An 18,972-nucleotide genomic window follows, 5' to 3' on the forward strand; every position below is an offset into this window, starting at 1 on the left:
CCTGGTGTACCGGTTTCTTTTCTCTTGCCATAATAAAAGGCCTCCTATGATTTTTTATTTTATCATAGAAGACCTTTTGCTAATACCTATTTACAGAAAAATTTTCATACACTCTGTAATGCCTGGAAAGTGTATTTATACTATCTTTCCAGGCTGATATACTATATCAATATAGATTGTATTTACGTAATCTTTTACATATTAAATAGCCATCTGATATATTTTCACCACATCATCTTTATAAAGTGTCTTGAAAAATCCAACATTCCCATTGCCGGAAGCCACACATTTTTCTGCCATCTCATTTATCTGCTCTTTTGTTGGGAAAATACCCAGCTCTTTCATGGTGACAGGCATTCCAATTTTATGGCACCAGTCTTCCCATGCTTCAATCCCTTTCAGCGCGGTTTCCTCCGGATTGTGATAATCCATAGGGACAGAGAATACGCGGGTAGCAAACTGTGCAAAGCGTACAACGTCAGTTTTATATACATATCGTGCCCAGCTTCCCCAAATTGCACAGAGACCAGCGCCGTGGGTTACATCAAACATTCCGCCCATTTCATGTTCAATTTTATGGGAGGCGAAGTCAGCGGTTCGCCCGGTACCGGTAAGTCCATTATGTGATAAACTTCCACCCCACATAAGTGTTGCCCTGGCTTCATAATCATGGGGGAACCGCACTGCTTTTATTGTAGCTTCTTTTACTGCGACCATCAGACCCTCGGCCATACGGTCAATCAAATCGACATTGGGAGTCGTGGTAAAGTACCGTTCCATGGTATGCATCATGATATCGGCCCCTCCGCTGGCTGTCTGATAGGCTGGAAGGGTATAAGTCAGTTCCGGATTCATGATGGCGAATAAAGGACGGGCACAGTCATGATTGTAAGCCCGCTTCAACCATCCGCTTTCGATTGTGATAACAGAGGAGTTACTGGTTTCCGAACCAGTGGCAGCTATGGTAGAGATACAGCCAATAGGGGCAATTTTGTCAGTTGAGACGCGACCCATATACAGGTCTTCTAAATCAAAGTTGTTGGCAAGGCCGTATGCAATGGCCTTGGCTGAGTCGATGGGGCTTCCGCCACCAATGGGAAGAATGAAGTCTACCCCTTCCTTTCGGCACAGTTCCACACCTTGTTTTGCTAATGCCATCCTTGGATTGGGGACAACCCCATCTAAATCTACAAAAGAAAGACCGCTGTCGGTCAGACTTTTATGTACCCGGTCCAGAGTTCCGTTCTCTTGCAGGTATGTTCCACCGTAATGAATCAGCACCTTCTTATATCCCCTGGATTTGATTTCCTGCCCAACTTGTTTTTCGGCATCTTTTCCAAAAATGACTTTAGTTGGTGTATGAAATTCGAAATTAATCATGTTATAATACCTCCCTTGTATTTTCCGTTTTTATCAATACTGCCAAATGGGATGCTGCGATTTTAGGTGCTATGCTACTGAACGAAATGCAGCTTTTATATCTTCTATAGTACCAGCGGCCTTTAAGGCATCCCTGAAATCATCATCCATCAGTCTGGCAGCCAGAGTAGACAGCATTTTAAGGTGAACATTGTCCGCGGTATTTGGAGCTGCGAGCATGATGACATAGTCTACCGGTTCCCCATCAAGAGATTCCCATTCAATTTTACGGGCCAGCTTGATGAGGGCAAAACCGGCCTGGTTTACTGAATCATCTTTGCAATGGGGGATGGCAATTCCCATTCCAATTCCTGTTGCACATTCTTTTTCGCGTTCTAATACGGCATGGATATAATTTTCCGTATTATTGATTTTTCCGGATTCATACATAAGCTTTGCCGTGGCATGTATCACATCGTTTTTTGATTTAGCGTCAAAATTAAATTTCACCAAATGTTCGTCAATCATTGCAGTTAAATCCATTTTAGACCTCCTTTAGTCTGTGAAATCTTTTTCATATAGGCGGAACTGGTCCGGGTCGTGTCCGAAGATGAGTGTCGCATCATATTCTTCCTGCATTTTTTTGATAAGTTCCAGTTCACTGTAAAATTCATCCTCTGTTTTATTAATGGTTCCCCCTGGCGGAAGCTCCTTCTCAAAGGATTCTCTGGTATAAATTGCATCTGATGTAAAAAGAAAATTCCCGTGATGCTCTGTTTTTACAATCATACCAAGGACCCCTGGCGTGTGACAGCGCTGAGTGAACAGAATTAAATCATCGGCTAGTTTAATGGTTCCGTTTACTGGGCGGTAGATGTTTCCGTAATGGCCGCAGATTGTATCCATAGTATATGCTCCGGTATCTGTCATGGTATTTACAATATAGAATGCTTCTCTGGCATCGTCTTCATTGACTATAATACCGTTTCTTCCTGCCTTTGTACCATCAAAATAAGGCAGACCTCCTGTGTGGTCCATGTGAAGATGAGATATAATGATGTGGTCGATATCATTAACGGTCAAACCGTTCTCAGCCAGCTTTTCTTTGATTGTTATGACCTCCGGCACAGGATAGACTGCTCTTGCATGAGGTGAATAGATTTTGTCCCCTGATTCGTAATTACCTGTATCATATAGGATATTGCCAAGAACAGGATGTTGAATCAGGACAGCAAGCATAGGGGAATGTATCAGTTCCTCCTTATTATCTGTGCGGACAAGATAATCTTTCCGGCATAAGATATGTCCAAGATAGAGCATCTTAAATTGAAGCCCCTTCATGGTGTTCCTCCTTTTTGTTATGGCGTGGATGTTATATACGCCTTGATGTTAGCTCTGATTATAACAAGATACCAGGATATGAAAAGTCAATAATATTCCCCAGGATAGTGAAATTAAATGTTATAAAAACGTGTGAGAAACCCGAATCAGTGGTTGATGAGGTTAAAAAGGCTTTAAAGTATAAATATTAAGGAAATTATAGATATATCCGTGTGGAAGAACTCGGATACCGGCTGTTATATTCAAAAAATGTCACTATATAAGGGAAGTTAATTGAATTGTCTATCTGTTCTTTTGTACGTATAATCACAGCATAGAACTCGCGAGGAACTGTAAATCAAACAAAATCAAATTAACAGGGGAGAGTGAAGTTATGTATATTTTAGCAATTACAAGTTGTCCGGTTGGTATTGCACATACGTATATGGCTGCGGCAAATTTGAAGAAGGCTGCAAAGAAAAGAGGGATTGACATAAAGGTAGAGACTCAGGGAGCTGAAGGGCCGGAGAATGTAATTACTGCGGATGATATCAGGAAAGCGGATGGAGTTATTATAGCCAGCGATGTCAAAATAAAGAATCCAGAGAGATTTGAAGGAGGCATACCGGTTTTGGAATGCAGAGTCCAGGAGGCAGTCAAGAACGGAATTGGTCTGGTAGATGAATTACTTGAGGCATTGGAGGATATGGAAAAATGAATACAATCCAAAGAAAAGGCGGAAAGAAGATTACGAGAGGTGAGAGAATAAAAGCCTCCTTTTTGACTGGCACTTCTTATATGATACCGGTGGTAGTTGCGGGGGGTATTATCCAGGCCATTGCGAAAGCAATTGGTGGTTACGATGTTGCCAATCAGGCAGGAACATTTGCTTATCTGATTAACCAGATTGGTGTATGTGCATCCTTCTTTACAGTACCCATTCTTACAATGGCAATCGCCCAATCCATTGGAGACCGGCCAGCAATGGGGCCAGGACTTGCCATTGGCTATCTTGCGAATCAGATTAATGCGGGTTTTGTAGGAGGGCTCATAGGCGGTTTCCTGGTAGGTTACATATGTTTATGGATGAAAAAATGGAAGGTTCCAAACTGGGCTAATGGCATTATGCCTATTCTGGTCATCCCTGTGTTCAGTACGTTAGTCACCGGCGCTATATTTCAGTTCGTAATCGGTCATCCCATTGCAGTATTAATGACAGCTTTCCAAAACTGGCTGGCATCCCTGCAGGGTGGTTCTAAATTTTTCCTTGGTGCGGTAATGGGAACCTGCTGGGGAATTGATTTTGGAGGGCCTCTCACCAAAACTGCGGCGTCCTTTGCCAATGCACTGAATGCAGATGGTGTATTTGGGCCAACAGCCGTTAAGATGGCGGCCGGAATGGCTCCTCCACTGGGAATGGCCATTGCTGTATTTCTACAGAAAAAGAAATTTTCCAGAGGTGATATTGAGAATGCCAAGGTTGCAGTGCCTTTGAGTTTTTGCTATATCACAGAAGGCGCTATTCCATTTGCTTTGAATGACCCCATTCGTGTATGGTGTTCCACAATCCCTGGTTCTGCCATTGGAGGAGGTCTGGCAATGCTTTTGGGCGTGGAATCCCCAGCTGTACATGGGGGTATGTTCGTGGTGCCTATGATGAATAAACCACTGGTATTTTTAATGTGCTTGGGAATAGGTTCACTGATTACCGGAGTTATATATGCATTCCTAAAACGTCCGGTTGATTTGAATATGGTAGATGATGATTAAATGCTGAATGGAGGTAAAATATGTATGTATCAATGAAAGAAATGCTTCTTCACGCCCACAGGAACGGGTATGCGGTGATGGCCATCAACTGTACCAATATGGAACAGGCGAAGGCGATTGTGCAGGCGGCAAAAGAGGAGTGCTCTGCAGTTATTATTAATGTTTCTCCCAGGCAGATGAAGGCCCATGCCCATGGAGAAATCATGGTGCCTATGGTCCGCAGCCTGGCGGAGACTGTGGATGTGCCCGTAGCATTTAATCTGGACCATGGAGGCAACTATGAGGATATTCTTTATGCAATAAGATGTGGTTTTTCCAGTGTGATGATAGACTCTTCCAGTTATAAATTCGAGGAAAATGTGAGAAGAACCAGTCTTATTGTGTCATTGGCACATAGCATGGGAATGTCCTGTGAGGCAGAGCTTGGACATGTGGGACAAGCCATTGAGGCAGATAATACAAAGCTGGATTTATATACGAATCCGGAACAGGCTAAAGAGTTCGTGGAGCGTACAGGCTGTGACTGCCTGGCTGTGGCAATCGGTACAGCACATGGGAGTTATCCCAGAGGTTTTGTACCAAAGCTGGACTTTGACCGGCTGAAGCTTCTTAAAAAGACACTCGAGATGCCATTGGTACTTCATGGTGGGTCAGGAGCCGGAGAAGAAAACATACGAAAGGCCGTGGCTTGCGGAATAAATAAGATTAATGTCTGCACGGACCTGTTTAAGTATGGGAGACAGTCTATGGTGGATGCAATTGGAAGGAATCCTGACATAGATTATATGGATGTGAATATAGCTGTACAGAATGCCATGAAAGAATATATCAAATCTTATATGCGTTTGATTGGCTCCAGTGGACAGTATACATTTGAAACAAGTGCAGGGCCTGAATTGGATTGATTTTCCGGCACAAGGGAAAACATATTCAGGGGAGTTTACAGGGGAGAGAACATAATAGATTGGAAAGCGGAGTGGACCGATAAACGGTTTCTCCGCTTTGTCTTCAAATTGGGAAAAGAGGGAGTACATGTTTCCAAGAGAAAAAAAGCTTTTGGAACTGCTGGCAAATGACAGCAGGGTTTACACAACGGCCCAGCTGGCAGATTTGCTGCATGTCAGCGCCAAAACAATCAAAAAGGATATAAAAAACATAAAAGAAGAACTGAAAGATTCAGGATGTGAGTTAATCTGCCAGACAGGAAAAGGGGTGTGGCTTACTTATACCGATGGAGGAAACACTTTTATCAGAAACCTGTTTAATGATTTAGGACAAATTAATTCGGATATTCCAGAAAACAGAAAGTATCATGTGCTTTTAAAGCTGCTTCAGGCGCCATCTTATCTTTCTATGGAATCCATTGCTGATACTCTTTATGTAAGCAAAGGTACAGTTGTTAATGATATTAACGAAATAATACCTTTTGTAGAAAAACATGGACTTCTAATTGAGAAAAAGGCAAAATATGGGGTGCGTGTCTCTGGAAAGGAGAGTCGGATTCGTATTACTCAATGTGCTGTCATAAGAAGATTAGTCATGCTTCAGGGAAACAGTCTGTTGGAAAAACTCGAACCCTTTTTTGCAAGGTCGAATGTGCAGATAATAAGCAGCATTCTTCATGAGATGGAAGATGATTATGGCTTTACGTTTGCGGATTTATCTTATGCGGAGATGGTGGTCAATCTTGCAATTACCATTGAGCGAATACAACAAGGCAATTTTTGTAGTCCGACAGAGGTTGAGTTGGATGGATATAAAAGAAAAATACAGTGGACTATAGCTGGATATCTGGCCAGAAAATTGGAACAGGTGTTTTGTGTGACAATGGATGAACGGGAACAAGCATACCTTACTATGAATCTTTTGGGAGCAAAACTGCAGAATCGATACGCGGAAAACAGTATTTTTGTCTTTGAAGAACAGGATAGCCGGAGACTGGATGGAATAATGAAGGCTGCGGAAGAACTCTATCATGAGGATATATTAGGGGACCAGCTTCTCAGAAACACTTTATATACGCATCTCGAAGGAATGTTCAACCGTTTGGATTATAAGATACATTTGGATAATCCAATGAAGCAAATGGTAAAGGATGAGCTTGCCTATGAGTTTGAAATAGCTACATATATTGCAGGACTGATTACGGAACAGTTCGGAAACAGTCTGGGTGATGATGAGATATGTGATATTGCTTTATATTTGGGAGCAAGCTTCGAACGCAGAAAGGTATCTAACTCCTCCGTCGCGCCCACAGTAGTCATAGCTTGCGGTACAGGAATGGGGACATCTCTGTTTTTTGAGGCCAGATTTAAACGTATATTTCCAGATGTTACAATCCGAAGAGTACTTCCGATATCCAGGATAAGGGAAGGATTGAAACAGGAAACACTTGATTGTGTGATTTCTACGGTTCCGCTGACTTTGGACGGCATTGACGTAATCCAGGTATCACCGGTTTTGAGTGACAGGGATATAGATGTGCTGCGCAACGCCTTATATCCTGCCAAGCGTGAAAATATAGTATCAGGTAAACATTGCTATCCCAAACTGTCGGCGATGCTGAATGATAGAATTACCATTTTAAAATGTGATTGCAGGACAGCGGAGGAGGTTATCGGGCTATTGGGACAAAGAATGAAACAGGAAAGATATGTGGATAGTGGTTTTATTGAGTCTGTTCTGAAACGGGAAAAGCTGGCGCCTACATCAATTGGAGGAACAATTGCCATACCCCATGCATTTGAAGGTCATGTGATAAAGCCGGGAGTGGGATTAATGACTCTTCGCAAGCCCATTATATGGGGAGAGGAAAGGGTACAGATTGTATTGATGCTGGCAGTAGACGCTGGATGCAGGGATATGTTCAGAGATATTTTTGATGAACTGGCGGATATAATCAAGAATCCTGCGATTATCCGCCAGTTGATAGAGGCCGAACAATTTGCTGGCTTGAGGCTATAGCGATTTCATAAGGTGCAGATGTGATGTATGTCATTTAGATGATTGGCGGCCAGAATATGACTTACTGTCCTGGAATCTTCCATAAGTTCCGCCAGACAGGAGAAAATCTGATGGAATTTTTCCTGGGCCAAGAGATTGGCTGACAGCATGAGGATGATTTGTACTGTTTCCTCACCCCAGACAATAGGTTTTTTCAAAGTCATGAGGCCAATTCCTGTTTTCCTTACATATCCGTCAAATGGATGTGGAATTGCAAATAATCCTCCAATCGAGGTTGGTGCAATTGCTTCTCGTTTAAGTACGCATTCAATAAAACCTTCAGTTGCATATCCGGCAGAAATCATTCTACTTCCAAGAAAACGTATTACTTCCTCTTTTGTACAGCAGTCGCAATGAAAGATAGATATTTTCTCATCCATCAGACAAGTTATATCGGAATAGGGGGTGTCGCAGGCAGAATGTTCTTTTATATTGGTATATAGGTGTCTTCCAATCAAACGTATATCGGAATCAGTCAGTACAGGGGATACCTGTATAATATCCAAACCTTCTAAAAAGAATGGAACGGTGGTTATAACTGTATCATGTATATGCGGTCCCAATTCTGTCAGGGCCCGCGATAAGGGCAAAACCTCTTTTATCTTCAAGTCAGGAAAAATCCGATTCAGACGAGCTGTTAAAAAGCATGAAGTCCCCATTCCGCTTCCGCAGACAATCAGGCAGTTGTGCGTTTTCTGTTTGCGCATATTTTCTCTGAATGCTGCCAAATATACAGCGATGTCGCATGTTTCATCTTCACCTAAAATAATATGGAACTTTTTTTCAGCAAGATGAGCAATAAATGTTGCCATTTCAAGTTCATAGGACAAATTCTCCTTCACCATACGCCTTATGGGATTGTGAAACGGAATCTGATGGTGCAGTCGCTTTTCCATGGAATAAAGATGTGTATACATTGCGTACTTAAGCGTCTCATCCTCAAAACGGTTTTGGTTGAATACTATGCATGCTTCGTTTAGTATACAATCCCATGTATGTTTTATATCAGGGGGAAGCGTGGATTTTATTGTGCATTCTTTATGCAGGTCCATAAAATGGAAGGTCTTGGCACTTTCTAAAAGTGTATACAGATAATATGCTTCATTCTCTGGTATTGTTATGAAAAAGGTGTCTTTCAGACGCAACACCAGATAGCGGCAGATGTGGCTGTCCAATTTAGAGGTAAATCCATGGGGATTTTCTTTCGGATATTCACAGAAGCTGCCTTGTTGGATGCGTTTTATCATGATTGGAATCAGCGTAAGACATTCACGATAGGAGGTATCCGCCAGAGTCAATCCAAATTGTTTTCCGCAATCTTTTAATATACACTGAATAGAATTTATGGAAATACTGGGAAAGAAGTCCTGGAGCGTTTGGATATAACCAGTTTCATCCCCAGGAAGCAGTTTTAACAGCAGATATGACCAGACAAAACGCCGGTTTGATTCCTTACCTTTTATGCAAGTCCCCAATTTAGCTTTTCGTTCGATTGACAGGCCATATTTTTCGAAAAACGGGATAAGCTCATTCATATCATTTGCAGCGGTTCCTCTGCTGATATACAGGGAGTTGGCTATGGAATCCATGGAAATATATGTGTCTGATTCCAGTAGACGAAGGGCAATATGGTATTTTCTGACTGACGGGTCGCTGGAGGGACTGAGAGTACAGCGGAACAAAAGGTGCTCCAGAAATGTATATCCTTTTTCAGTACAGGTGAGCCATATCCCCTGACCTGTTTTTGTATGAAGCAGACATCCGGTATCCTTTAACTCGCTCTTCAGATGTTTGATATCCAGTTTGATAGTACGACTGCTGGAGTGAAGGACGGCAGCCAACTCAGTGCTGGTAAAGCGGGACTTCTTTTCGTAAAGTATTTGCAGTATCTGTTTTTCCCTTTGCAGAAGCATAAGTATTTATCCTTTCATCTGAGTATGTGTGCACTTGCTAGTATTGGAGTAAACGATTATAATGAAAATGCAGAGATTGGTAGCTTTTTATATTATGAGCATGGGGGGCGCTTTGGGTGCGTATTATTGAGGTTGATAATGATTTAAAGGAACTGTGTGAACATGGAACAGCACATTTTCCTTTGTTAGTAAATCATGACGATTTGAATACCTTTCAGGAAAAGTATATCATTTGCCACTGGCATGACGATTTAGAGTTTTCAGTAGTGTGTCAGGGAACCGCCATATATCAGATTAATGGAATACCTCACGAATTATCGGAAGGTAATGGAATGATTATTAACACAGGGATTCCCCATATGATTGCACCAAAAAGAGACAGCCGGGTCAAACTGCTTACGATTGTAGTCCATCCGGAATTGATTTACGGAAATCCGGGCAGTGATGTGGATAGTCTCTGCCTTCGTCCTTTTATGCGGATAAAGGAGCTGGCAGGAGTTCCTTTAAAGGAATGTGTTCCATGGCAGGCCCGGGTTCTGGAGGCGTTATATGAAGTGGACTGCTATAATAAGGACCGTCCCTTTGGATTTCAATTGAAAATAAAAGGTCTCTTATGTGAGGCGTTCTATGAAATCATTTCATCTCAGGAAGATATTATAAAAAGTGGACAGCCTTTTAACCGGATGGACCTTCGAAGGCTCAAGGTATTGCTGGATTATATTCATTTGCATTATAACAAGGTCATATCCCTAAAAGAGCTGGCCGAACTCATCTATCTTACCAGAGAAAGCTGTTGCCGTTTATTCAAACAGCTGACAGGCAAAACAATCAGCAGATACATCTGTGATTACCGCGTGGCACAGGGAATCCGGCTCCTGCGGGAAGATAGATATTCAGTGACTCAGGTGGCTTCCATGGTGGGATTTGGAAGTTCAAGCCGTTTTGCCCAGGCATTCCGTAATGTTATGGATTGCAGCCCATCGGAATATCTTCGTAAATAATCATAAATAGAATAGAGATATATTGCTATCTGTAAATTGAGTCAATTGATACAGATATTGACGTTTTAGTTCCCTCTCAAACATAAAAACTTGAACATATGGTATACCTGTGGTATTATATATGATAGCAGGAGGGTGAAGGAAATATGGGAAGAGATGAAACTGGTTTAAAAAAGCAGACAGCATATGACCGTATAAAACAGATGATTATGAATAATGAATTGCCTGCGGGTATGCCTTTGGTTGAACGGACTTTAAGCAGCGAATTAAATGTGAGCAGGACACCAATCCGCGAGGCTCTGCGCAAGCTCAGTAATGAGGGAATGGTAGAGATAAAGGAAGGAAAAGGCGTATACGTAGCAGAACTTCATTTTGAGGATGTCATAGAGATATTTGAATTGAGGGAAAGTCTGGAATGTCTTGCCACCAGACTTTGTGTTCAGCGAAGGACAGAGGCAGTGGTGAACAGGCTTACAGAATATCTGAATGACCAGGAGAAAGCTTATGAGAATGAGGCCCATGGAGAATTCATGCATATAGATATGCTGATGCATAACTATATTGCCGAGTCTTCAAAAAATAAACGTTTGGCAGCGATGATATCGTCCATATACGACCAGGTGGCACGAATGGCTATTTCTGTTCAGGATGACCCTGTCATCAGGGATATTGCTATAGCAGAACACAGGAAATTGATTAAGGCGATACGGGAAGGAATGGCAGATGAAGCAGAAGCAGTTATGTGTTGTCATATTGCGTCTGTAAAACAATACCATATTGATAAATATTATTTACTATAGTAGCAAATAAAAACTCGTTTCAGGCAGTGTAAGGAATTATAAACCTTGTACTGCCTGTTTTTTTGCTTTAATGTCATTCATATGAATTTAATTGTGCATAATTGCTAAAAAAAAGTTAAAAAACTGGTAAAAACAGAAAAAACAAATATGGGTATTTACATGGTATACCAATAGTGCTAATATAAAGTACATAAGAAGAGCCAGATAAATACCAAAATAAAACCAAGAGCACAGTAAAAGAAATGAGGGGGATGAATGAAAGACGAAGAGAAAAAAAATCTCAATCGCATATGTAAGCGAATCCGTTATCTTACTATTGATGAAATAGGGGAACTGGGGGTTGGTCATGCAGGTGGAAGTATGTCAATTGTGGAAGTACTGGTGGTACTGTATTACAGACATATGAACCGACTGAATCCTGAAAAACCGCATCAGGAAGGGAGAGACCGGTTGGTTCTTTCTAAGGCGCACTCGGGACCTGCATTATATGCGGTTTTGGCAGATAAAGGATACTTTCCAATTGAAATGCTGAAGACATTAAATAAGCCGGGAACATCACTTCCAAGTCATGTGGATATGATGCGGACACCAGGGGTGGATATGACGGCAGGCTCGCTGGGACAGGGGCTTTCATGTGCTGCCGGTATTGCGCTGGGCTCGAGACTGAAGAGAGACGGTGCTTACATCTATGCAATTATTGGGGATGGGGAAACCAACGAAGGCCAGATTTGGGAAGCGGCACAGTTTGCATCTCACAGAAAGTTAAATCACCTGATTGTTTTTACAGATTACAACAAAATGCAGCTGGATGGTCCCGTAGAGGAAGTCAGTGGACTGGAGCCCTTGACCGACAAATGGAGAGCCTTTGGCTTTTATGTTCAAAGTGTGGATGGGCATGATGTAGAGGCAATTGACGAAGCCATCACGAAAGCAAAGGAATCAAAAGAAAAGCCCTCCATGATTATACTCCATACATTAAAGGGAAAAGGAGTATCTTTTCTGGAAGCTAAATGGAAGAATAACCATAACGTGACAATATCTCCGGAAGAGAGGCGGTCGGCTTTAGAAGAGCTAAAGGAGGGGGATGAACCATGTATGAAGACACAGAGATGAGGACAGTGCTTGCACAGTGGTTAGAGCAGGAATTAAAGACTGATCAGAGAACTGTTTTGCTGGATGCAGATTTGGCAAGAGCCAACGGAACTTTAAACCTGTACACAAAGTATCCGGACCGTACATTTGATGTGGGGGTGGCAGAATCCAATATGGCCTCCATTGGCGCAGGTCTGGCAAGTTATGGATTCTTGCCCTATATTTTCACCTTCTGTCCATTTGCCACCAGAAGAATTTGCGACCAGATTACGATATCCATTGTGTATGCAGGGCAGAACGTAAAAATAATAGGTACGGACCCGGGATTATCAGCTGCATTTAATGGGGGAACCCATATGACACTTGAAGATGTAGGTGTACTTCGTTCTATTCCAGGAATCGTGATATATGAACCGGTGGACGGGGATCAGTTGTTCAAGGCAATGCCGCAGATTAAAGCTTATGAAGGGCCTGTTTATATCAGATTGTTCAGAAAAGTCCCAAAGTCTACGTTTTTTTCTGATAGCAGCTATGAATTTAATCTGTTCAAAGCGGATGTCATGAAAGAGGGGAAGGATGTAACCTTATTTGCCAGCGGTATAGAGGTGAGGGAAGCAATGCTTGCATCCCAGATACTAGAACAAAAAGGGGTATCCGCGGAAGTGATTAATGTACATACAATCAAACCTGTTGATAAGGACACGGTTGTTCAATCTGTGAAAAAAACAGGTTGTGCAGTTACTTGTGAAAATCATAATATCATCGGCGGATTGGGGAGCGCAATAGCCGAAATACTGGCAGCCGAATATCCTGTACCTCTTGAATATATAGGAATGAAAGATTCCTTTAGTGAAGTGGGTAAGGTGGATTATTTGATTGAGAAGTATGGAATGGATGCCGATGGTATTGTAAGTATGGCAGAAAAGGTGTTGTTACGAAAATGACTACTTTTAAAGATAATAAAAGCAGGAGATTAATACAAGGGGGTACATAGTTATGACAACAGGGCAAATAGTTCAGATGACAATATTGGCAGTTTACCTGATTGTACTGGTGGTTGTAGGCAAAAAGGCGGCAGGACAAGTGAAGTCCAATACAGATTACCTTTTATCTGGCAGACAGATGAGCTGGCTTATTGTGGCCGGATGTCTTGTGGGAACTCATTTTTCCGGGGCAGCTATCACAACAATGTCAAATTTTTCCTATATGTATGGTTTGGGAGGTTCGCTGTATGAGCTGTTCACAATCATTGGTTTTCTTATATGTGCAATGATTTATGCAAAAAGGGTCCGTCTTAGCGGAGCGTTTACGATATCGGAGTTATTTGAAATCAGATATGGGCTTAATGTACGTCTGGTAGCAGGATTCTTTATCATGCTTTCAGGTATAGCGGCTGCAGCTGCCCAGTTTAAGGCAATCGGTCTGATTTTTTCTTCCATGTTCGGACTGCCTCAGAATATGGGAATTGTGATTGCCTGGTGTATCACCGCATTTTATATGATTCTTGGAGGTGCTGCGGCTGCCAATTACACCATTATTCCACAGCTTCTGTGTTGTCTTATCGCATTTCCGTTGGTGGCTGCCTGGAGTTATTTTAAAAATGGAGGCATGGCGGTTATTACTGCGATGCAGAATCTGCCTGAAAATTATTTTTCTCTACTGGGACCATCCGTAAAGCTGATTCTTACATGGGTCCTGCAATGGATGTGGATTAATAACTGGGGCTCACAATGGTATTTTCAAAAGGCGTCTTCAGCCAGAAATGTGAAACATGCAAAAATGGGATTCATGGCAACCGGTATTGCACTGGCTGTCATGGCAATGATACCAGGTCTTGTGATTGGCCTTATGGCAAGAGCCATGTATCCTGACCTTGTGAATACGGAACAATCTTTGAGCCTTATTGTGGCCCAGGCGCCTATTGTGTTGGGGGGATTAGCCATGACAGGCATCTTCGCAGCGGGTATGTCAACCGTAGACGGATGTGCTATGGGTGCGGTGACAGTTATAGTAAGGGATTTCTACCAGCGTGCTTTAGGTCATACTGATATGTCGGCAGAGAAGATGAACCGTGCATCCAGAATTATTACAATCATAGTATTATTGATTATTCTGACCATGGCAACTATGTTCAGTTCGGTCGTATCAGCCCTGAATTTTATGATTGTATTTAATACAGGAAATTTCGGCGCTTTGATTGCGGCATTGTTCTGGAAAAAGGCATCTAAAGAAGGGGCGCTTATTTCCATATTGTCGGCAGGTATATTTGCAATTATATGGAATGTGTCAGGCGGCAGTGTAAGATTTGAAGCAGCTTGGTGGTCTCTTTTAATTAGTATGATACTGATGGTGGGAATCAGTTTCATCGTATCCAAGACGGGTCCATGGTGGGGGGCAAGACCGAAGCCAGTACGTGCTGGAATAAAACAGGATATCATGGAATTTCTTGCTAACAGAAAAGCCAGTATGACAGATTTCATTGACCGTTTTGGTTATAATGCAGTGGAACTCAGACTGGCGGTAAGTGAGCTGACCATGGAAGGGAAGATTAGTGAGGTGGATTATATGACGTATAAGCGTTCTGAATTCTGTTCTCCAGGGGAGTCTTATACTAAGGATGCTTCTACTGCCAGAGATATACAAATGATTATTGTTGTGGCGGTTTGCATTCTAGCCTTTTATATCATATGGAATATTTCGTAGTAAAGGAGGAGTAACAGATGTTTGAATTGAACCAGGAGGAACTGGAATATCTAAAGGCCATACGTGACCTGAATGATGGTATGGGAGGGCGTAAGACAGATTATTATATGGTAGTGGAGGCTGTGCATGGGGATACCGGAAAAGCAATACCTCTGGTGGCCAGACTGGATGAAGACGGTTACATTACATCCAATGGGCTGATTAAACGTTATTGCAATATCACGGAAAAAGGCAGGATTACATTAACAGAACATGCTTTATAAAAGAGTTTTATAATTTATAAATTTTATGTCTAAAAGAAAAGGAGAGAGAACTTATGACAGACAAATGGTTGACAACAGATTATCCGCAGATTGTATTTGAGGACAGTCCTATTGGGAGGTTGAAAAAAGAAGTATTTGATATGACATTCGAGAACGTGGAAAAGGCGCTGGAAGAGGAATTCCAGCTTCCGAGCCAGCATAACAGTGAGATTGGCAAGGCGGGGTGTTACATACAGAATACCCCGCGGCATAAAGTGATTGAAAAAAGAAGAAAGAATGATATTGTACTGATTCCCATAGGCTGTACAGAGAATCATGGTATCCATAATCCCAGCGGTCTTGATACGTATATGTGTACCTGTATCTGTGAAGCTGTACGTCGTCGTACCTCTGCCCTGGGGTATGAGGTTTCGGTTGCTCTTCCACCTCTTAATTACGGCGGTCATCCCTATCATCATGTGGGAATGCCGGGAACTGTAATCATGAGTGAAAACGTGGTGCGTGAAACCCTTATCTACACATTGGCCGGTTTATGGGATGACGGATTTCGAAAGTTCATACTTGTGAACAATCATGGCCATAAATGGATGTTGGAAGCTGCTGTACAAGAATTTTTCAAAAGATTTAATCTTCCGGCCATTGTATCTGAATTGGAATGGCATCGGGCTATCCGGGAATTTTGGATTCCTATTGACAGGAAGGATTCTCTTACCACTCATTTTGTACATGCGGATGAGGCGGAAACAGCAGTGGCCAATCTTCTGTTTCCGGAGATGGTGGATATGAGTGTATGTGTGGATGCACAGCCTAAATCATTGACATTGATGGGGCATTACGATACGTCTGTGGACAGCTATGGAAGACCCCACACATGGTCAGAGGGTGAGGGTCAGAATGTAATTGAGCGCTTTGGTACTCCGGAAGGGGTAGTCGGATATCCTTCCAGAGGCGATGCATATAAAGCTAAGCGTCCTATCCTGGCAATCTGTCGTTATATAGTCAAGATGATTGATGATATTTTGGCGGACTATCCTGCGGGCAAGGTGCCTTTAGACGGTTTTACTTTCAGAGACAGAGATGAAATAGAAGCATGCCTAAAGGAACCTTTAAGCGACGGATGGAAATCAGTGCATGAGTTGTCCAGGTTCGGAATTTTCTAAAGAGGAAATACAATGAAACAGATTATATTTAAACCGGAAATTCATAAATTTAATACTTCAAAAGAGTTCGCAGAGAACTTTGATTTAGGTGAGGGGGATTTGATACTAACTAATCGGTTTATCTATGAACCTTATTTCGGAAGTCTCAATCTGGCCGCGGATATTCTCTTTCAGGAAGAATACGGTGCAGGTGAGCCCTCAGATGAAATGTTTGAGGCGATGTATCTTGATGCTATTAAGAGGGGGCCGCATAAACGTATAATAGGAATCGGAGGAGGTACGGTATTGGATATATCTAAACTTCTGTCATTGAAAAACTGTTATACCGTAGCAGATTTATTTGACAGGAAGTTGGATATTGTGAAGGAAAAGGAATTGGTACTGGTTCCAACCACTTGCGGCACGGGTTCTGAAGTCACTAATATATCTATACTGGCTTTCTTGTCAAGAAATATGAAAATTGGTTTGGCATTAGATGAGATGTATGCGGACCAGGCTGTTTTGGTACCTGAACTGCTTAAGGGACTTCCGTTCAGATTCTTTGCAACAAGTTCCATTGATGCATTGATTCATGCGATTGAATCCAGTCTGTCGCCAAAGTCTACCGATTGCACAGAGCTCTTTGGATACCGCGCTATCGCGGAAATTATCCGGGGATATCAGGAAATCGCAGCCAGAGGGGCAAATGCAAGGTATGATTTGTTAGATTCTTTCCTGACAGCAAGTAATTATGCTGGATTGGCTTTTGGGACAGCAGGATGTGGAACGGTTCATGCTATGAGTTATCCACTGGGCGGAACGTTCCATGTGGCCCATGGTGAGGCGAATTATGCTGTGTTTATTGGTGTCATGAAAAAATATATGGAACTAAAGAAAGATGGTAAGATAGAAAAACTTAATCGTTTCATGGCGGGATTGTTGGGATGCGGTGCAGAACATGTCTATGAAGAATTGGAGATATTACTGGACCAGATTATTTCAAAAAAGACTATGAAGGAGTACGGGGCTACACAGGAAATGTTGAGACAATGGTCACGAAGTGTTATTGAAGGCCAGCAACGGCTGATGGTGAATAGTTTTGTTCCATTGAATGAAGCTCTGATATTGGATATTTATCAATCCATATATGAGTAGAAAGTGACCTGGAGAGCAGGAATATCATTGAATTTACAAATCTTTCGGTTTGGTAAGTTTATGGTATACCTGCTCTCTTCATAATGAGGCGTAATAGACAGGGGGGATTCTTTGACAATCTAGCGAAGTCATATATGGAGCGCTGATATCAGTATAAGTCAGAGGGGGTAATTTTAGGCTTTTGTTTTAGGCCGACAGATTACTAGGCCTTATAACACATTGTAAGCCACAATGCGGGCTTTTTAAAAGGAGTATGAGGAGTTGGACATATCTTGAATAATACGATGAATTTGGCCAAATGTGAGAAGGATAATTTGGGTAATATCTAAGACATTAAATCAAACAATCTCTCCCGTTCGATTTGTGTGCAGGTTAAAGGGAGGTGCACCTAAGGGCGCCCCTCCCGGCCACAAACGCCCGCAATGCGGACGTTTTTTCTTTTCCACGAAGGTGCACCTGTTTGGTGCCTTGGTCACCTGCCAGGTGGTCGGAATACATGCAAAATTGCGGAAATACAAAGTTTCCTGCCAGTTTTTAGGTACACCTTTTAGGTGGTTCTGCCAGATTTCATCCGATTATTTCATGAGATATGGATATGGACTTTCGCAAGGGTAATCGGTATTGTAGTGTCACAGGAAAGGGAGGATACCGATGAAACGGATGGAACTTAAGTCATGTGATGAAATCATAGCATTCAGAGTAGAGACATTGGATAGTAAGTGGCAGGAGAGCAAAAACCAACAGGAGATAGCAAAGGAGCATAAGCTAAATGAGCGTATGGATGCATGGTTAAAGCAACTTGACCAGGAGCAAAGGGACGGCATTGAAGAATGTATCGATGACATGTTGGAAGAAAACTGGGCAGTACAAATGTATTTATATGAGGAAGGGGTGAAGGATGGAATCCGGTTGATGAAGATGATTCACAGTTTTTAATTTATCTAAAATGCAAAAAGAACAAACGTTGATATTAATTCATTTGCCGTCATGTTATATGACGGCTTTTTTCATGAGGAGGTGAGTACTTGGAAGACCGGATTAAGAAACGGATACCGGTTTGGTTATACCCGGAGACCCTTGGACAGATGGACCAGTGCCTGACAAAAGGAAACTGCAAAAGCCGGAGTGAATATATAGAGAAGGCTCTTCTGTTTTATAACGGATACCTGCTGTCGAAGGAGGCCAGCCCATACCTGCCAGTTATCCTTACATCTGCCATGTCTGGTATCGTGGAAACATCCGAAAACAGGATGTCAAGACTGCTGTTTAAGTTGGCAGTGGAACTTTCTATGCTTATGAATCTGTATGCAGCGCAGAATGACGTGGGGGAAGCTGTTCTAACCAAACTACGGGGAAAATGCATCCAGGATGTAAAGAGGACAAATGGTTCTCTCAATCTGGAGTCTATTGTGGAGTACCAGAAAGGGCAATAACAACCCGGGGTGATTCATATC

Annotated in this window: 18 protein-coding genes; 14 read left to right on the forward strand and 4 right to left on the reverse strand. The window is 42.2% G+C overall.

What is annotated here, in order from left to right; translation table 11 throughout:
• Nucleotides 1–201 precede the first annotated feature (201 nt).
• The 3 genes from I2H39_RS05190 to I2H39_RS05200 all read right to left on the reverse strand — a co-directional run bounded on the left by I2H39_RS05190 (nucleotide 202) and on the right by I2H39_RS05200 (nucleotide 2,700).
• Nucleotides 202–1,380 carry an iron-containing alcohol dehydrogenase gene (locus tag I2H39_RS05190; protein WP_195625992.1) on the reverse strand — a complete coding sequence of 393 codons (1,179 nt, stop codon included), beginning with the start codon at nucleotides 1,378–1,380 and terminating at the stop codon, nucleotides 202–204.
• 69 nt (nucleotides 1,381–1,449) lie between these two features.
• Nucleotides 1,450–1,902, reverse strand: a complete 453-nt coding sequence (locus I2H39_RS05195) for a PTS sugar transporter subunit IIA (protein ID WP_195625993.1) — start codon at nucleotides 1,900–1,902, stop codon at nucleotides 1,450–1,452.
• A 12-nt stretch (nucleotides 1,903–1,914) separates the two neighbouring features.
• Nucleotides 1,915–2,700, reverse strand: coding sequence for an N-acyl homoserine lactonase family protein (locus tag I2H39_RS05200; RefSeq protein ID WP_195625994.1), 786 nt, complete (start codon nucleotides 2,698–2,700; stop codon nucleotides 1,915–1,917).
• A 373-nt stretch (nucleotides 2,701–3,073) separates the two neighbouring features.
• Here I2H39_RS05200 and I2H39_RS05205 point away from each other — a divergent pair, with 373 nt between their 5' ends.
• The 4 genes from I2H39_RS05205 (at nucleotide 3,074) to I2H39_RS05220 (ending at nucleotide 7,413) form a co-directional block, all read left to right on the forward strand.
• Nucleotides 3,074–3,397: a fructose PTS transporter subunit IIB gene (locus I2H39_RS05205; RefSeq protein ID WP_195625995.1), complete on the forward strand. Its 324-nt coding sequence runs from the start codon at nucleotides 3,074–3,076 to the stop codon at nucleotides 3,395–3,397.
• Entirely contained in the window at nucleotides 3,394–4,449 is a 1,056-nt protein-coding gene (locus I2H39_RS05210) for a PTS fructose transporter subunit IIC (RefSeq protein WP_195625996.1), read from the forward strand. The genes I2H39_RS05205 and I2H39_RS05210 overlap by 4 nt, the downstream gene beginning before the upstream one ends.
• A gap of 20 nt (nucleotides 4,450–4,469) precedes the next feature.
• Nucleotides 4,470–5,354 (forward strand): class II fructose-bisphosphate aldolase, encoded by an 885-nt coding sequence (locus I2H39_RS05215; protein ID WP_195625997.1) that lies wholly within the window; start codon nucleotides 4,470–4,472, stop codon nucleotides 5,352–5,354.
• Nucleotides 5,355–5,481: 127 nt separating this feature from the next.
• The gene (locus I2H39_RS05220; protein WP_195625998.1) at nucleotides 5,482–7,413 is read left to right on the forward strand and encodes a BglG family transcription antiterminator; all 1,932 of its coding nucleotides are present in this window, start codon (nucleotides 5,482–5,484) and stop codon (nucleotides 7,411–7,413) included.
• Nucleotides 7,414–7,418: 5 nt separating this feature from the next.
• Here I2H39_RS05220 and I2H39_RS05225 read toward each other — a convergent pair whose 3' ends face one another.
• Nucleotides 7,419–9,365: a PTS sugar transporter subunit IIA gene (locus I2H39_RS05225; RefSeq protein ID WP_195625999.1), complete on the reverse strand. Its 1,947-nt coding sequence runs from the start codon at nucleotides 9,363–9,365 to the stop codon at nucleotides 7,419–7,421.
• Nucleotides 9,366–9,481: 116 nt separating this feature from the next.
• Between I2H39_RS05225 and I2H39_RS05230 the strand changes: the two genes are divergently transcribed.
• The 10 genes from I2H39_RS05230 (at nucleotide 9,482) to I2H39_RS05275 (ending at nucleotide 18,951) form a co-directional block, all read left to right on the forward strand.
• Entirely contained in the window at nucleotides 9,482–10,366 is an 885-nt protein-coding gene (locus I2H39_RS05230; protein ID WP_195626000.1) for an AraC family transcriptional regulator, read from the forward strand.
• A gap of 146 nt (nucleotides 10,367–10,512) precedes the next feature.
• Nucleotides 10,513–11,166, forward strand: a complete 654-nt coding sequence (locus tag I2H39_RS05235) for a GntR family transcriptional regulator (RefSeq protein WP_195626001.1) — start codon at nucleotides 10,513–10,515, stop codon at nucleotides 11,164–11,166.
• A 255-nt stretch (nucleotides 11,167–11,421) separates the two neighbouring features.
• The gene (locus tag I2H39_RS05240; RefSeq protein WP_195626002.1) at nucleotides 11,422–12,279 is read left to right on the forward strand and encodes a transketolase; all 858 of its coding nucleotides are present in this window, start codon (nucleotides 11,422–11,424) and stop codon (nucleotides 12,277–12,279) included.
• Nucleotides 12,258–13,202: a transketolase C-terminal domain-containing protein gene (locus tag I2H39_RS05245; protein WP_195626003.1), complete on the forward strand. Its 945-nt coding sequence runs from the start codon at nucleotides 12,258–12,260 to the stop codon at nucleotides 13,200–13,202. The genes I2H39_RS05240 and I2H39_RS05245 overlap by 22 nt, the downstream gene beginning before the upstream one ends.
• A gap of 52 nt (nucleotides 13,203–13,254) precedes the next feature.
• Nucleotides 13,255–14,961 carry a sodium:solute symporter family protein gene (locus tag I2H39_RS05250; RefSeq protein ID WP_195626004.1) on the forward strand — a complete coding sequence of 569 codons (1,707 nt, stop codon included), beginning with the start codon at nucleotides 13,255–13,257 and terminating at the stop codon, nucleotides 14,959–14,961.
• 17 nt (nucleotides 14,962–14,978) lie between these two features.
• A complete protein-coding gene (locus tag I2H39_RS05255) occupies nucleotides 14,979–15,224 on the forward strand; it encodes a hypothetical protein (RefSeq protein ID WP_195626005.1) in 246 nt (81 codons plus the stop codon).
• A gap of 53 nt (nucleotides 15,225–15,277) precedes the next feature.
• Complete coding sequence (gene iolN, locus I2H39_RS05260; protein ID WP_195626006.1) at nucleotides 15,278–16,384, forward strand: 3-dehydro-scyllo-inosose hydrolase; 1,107 nt, start codon at nucleotides 15,278–15,280, stop codon at nucleotides 16,382–16,384.
• Between the two features lie 12 nt (nucleotides 16,385–16,396).
• Nucleotides 16,397–17,518 (forward strand): 4-hydroxybutyrate dehydrogenase, encoded by a 1,122-nt coding sequence (locus I2H39_RS05265; RefSeq protein WP_195626007.1) that lies wholly within the window; start codon nucleotides 16,397–16,399, stop codon nucleotides 17,516–17,518.
• A 651-nt stretch (nucleotides 17,519–18,169) separates the two neighbouring features.
• Nucleotides 18,170–18,454 carry a hypothetical protein gene (locus I2H39_RS05270; RefSeq protein WP_195626008.1) on the forward strand — a complete coding sequence of 95 codons (285 nt, stop codon included), beginning with the start codon at nucleotides 18,170–18,172 and terminating at the stop codon, nucleotides 18,452–18,454.
• A gap of 89 nt (nucleotides 18,455–18,543) precedes the next feature.
• On the forward strand, nucleotides 18,544–18,951 hold the full coding sequence (locus I2H39_RS05275) for a hypothetical protein (RefSeq protein WP_195626009.1): 408 nt from the start codon (nucleotides 18,544–18,546) through the stop codon (nucleotides 18,949–18,951).
• Nucleotides 18,952–18,972 lie beyond the last annotated feature (21 nt).

Origin of the sequence: Clostridium sp. 1001283B150225_161107_B6 (assembly GCF_015556325.1) — a bacterium.
Lineage (GTDB): Bacteria > Bacillota > Clostridia > Lachnospirales > Lachnospiraceae > Enterocloster.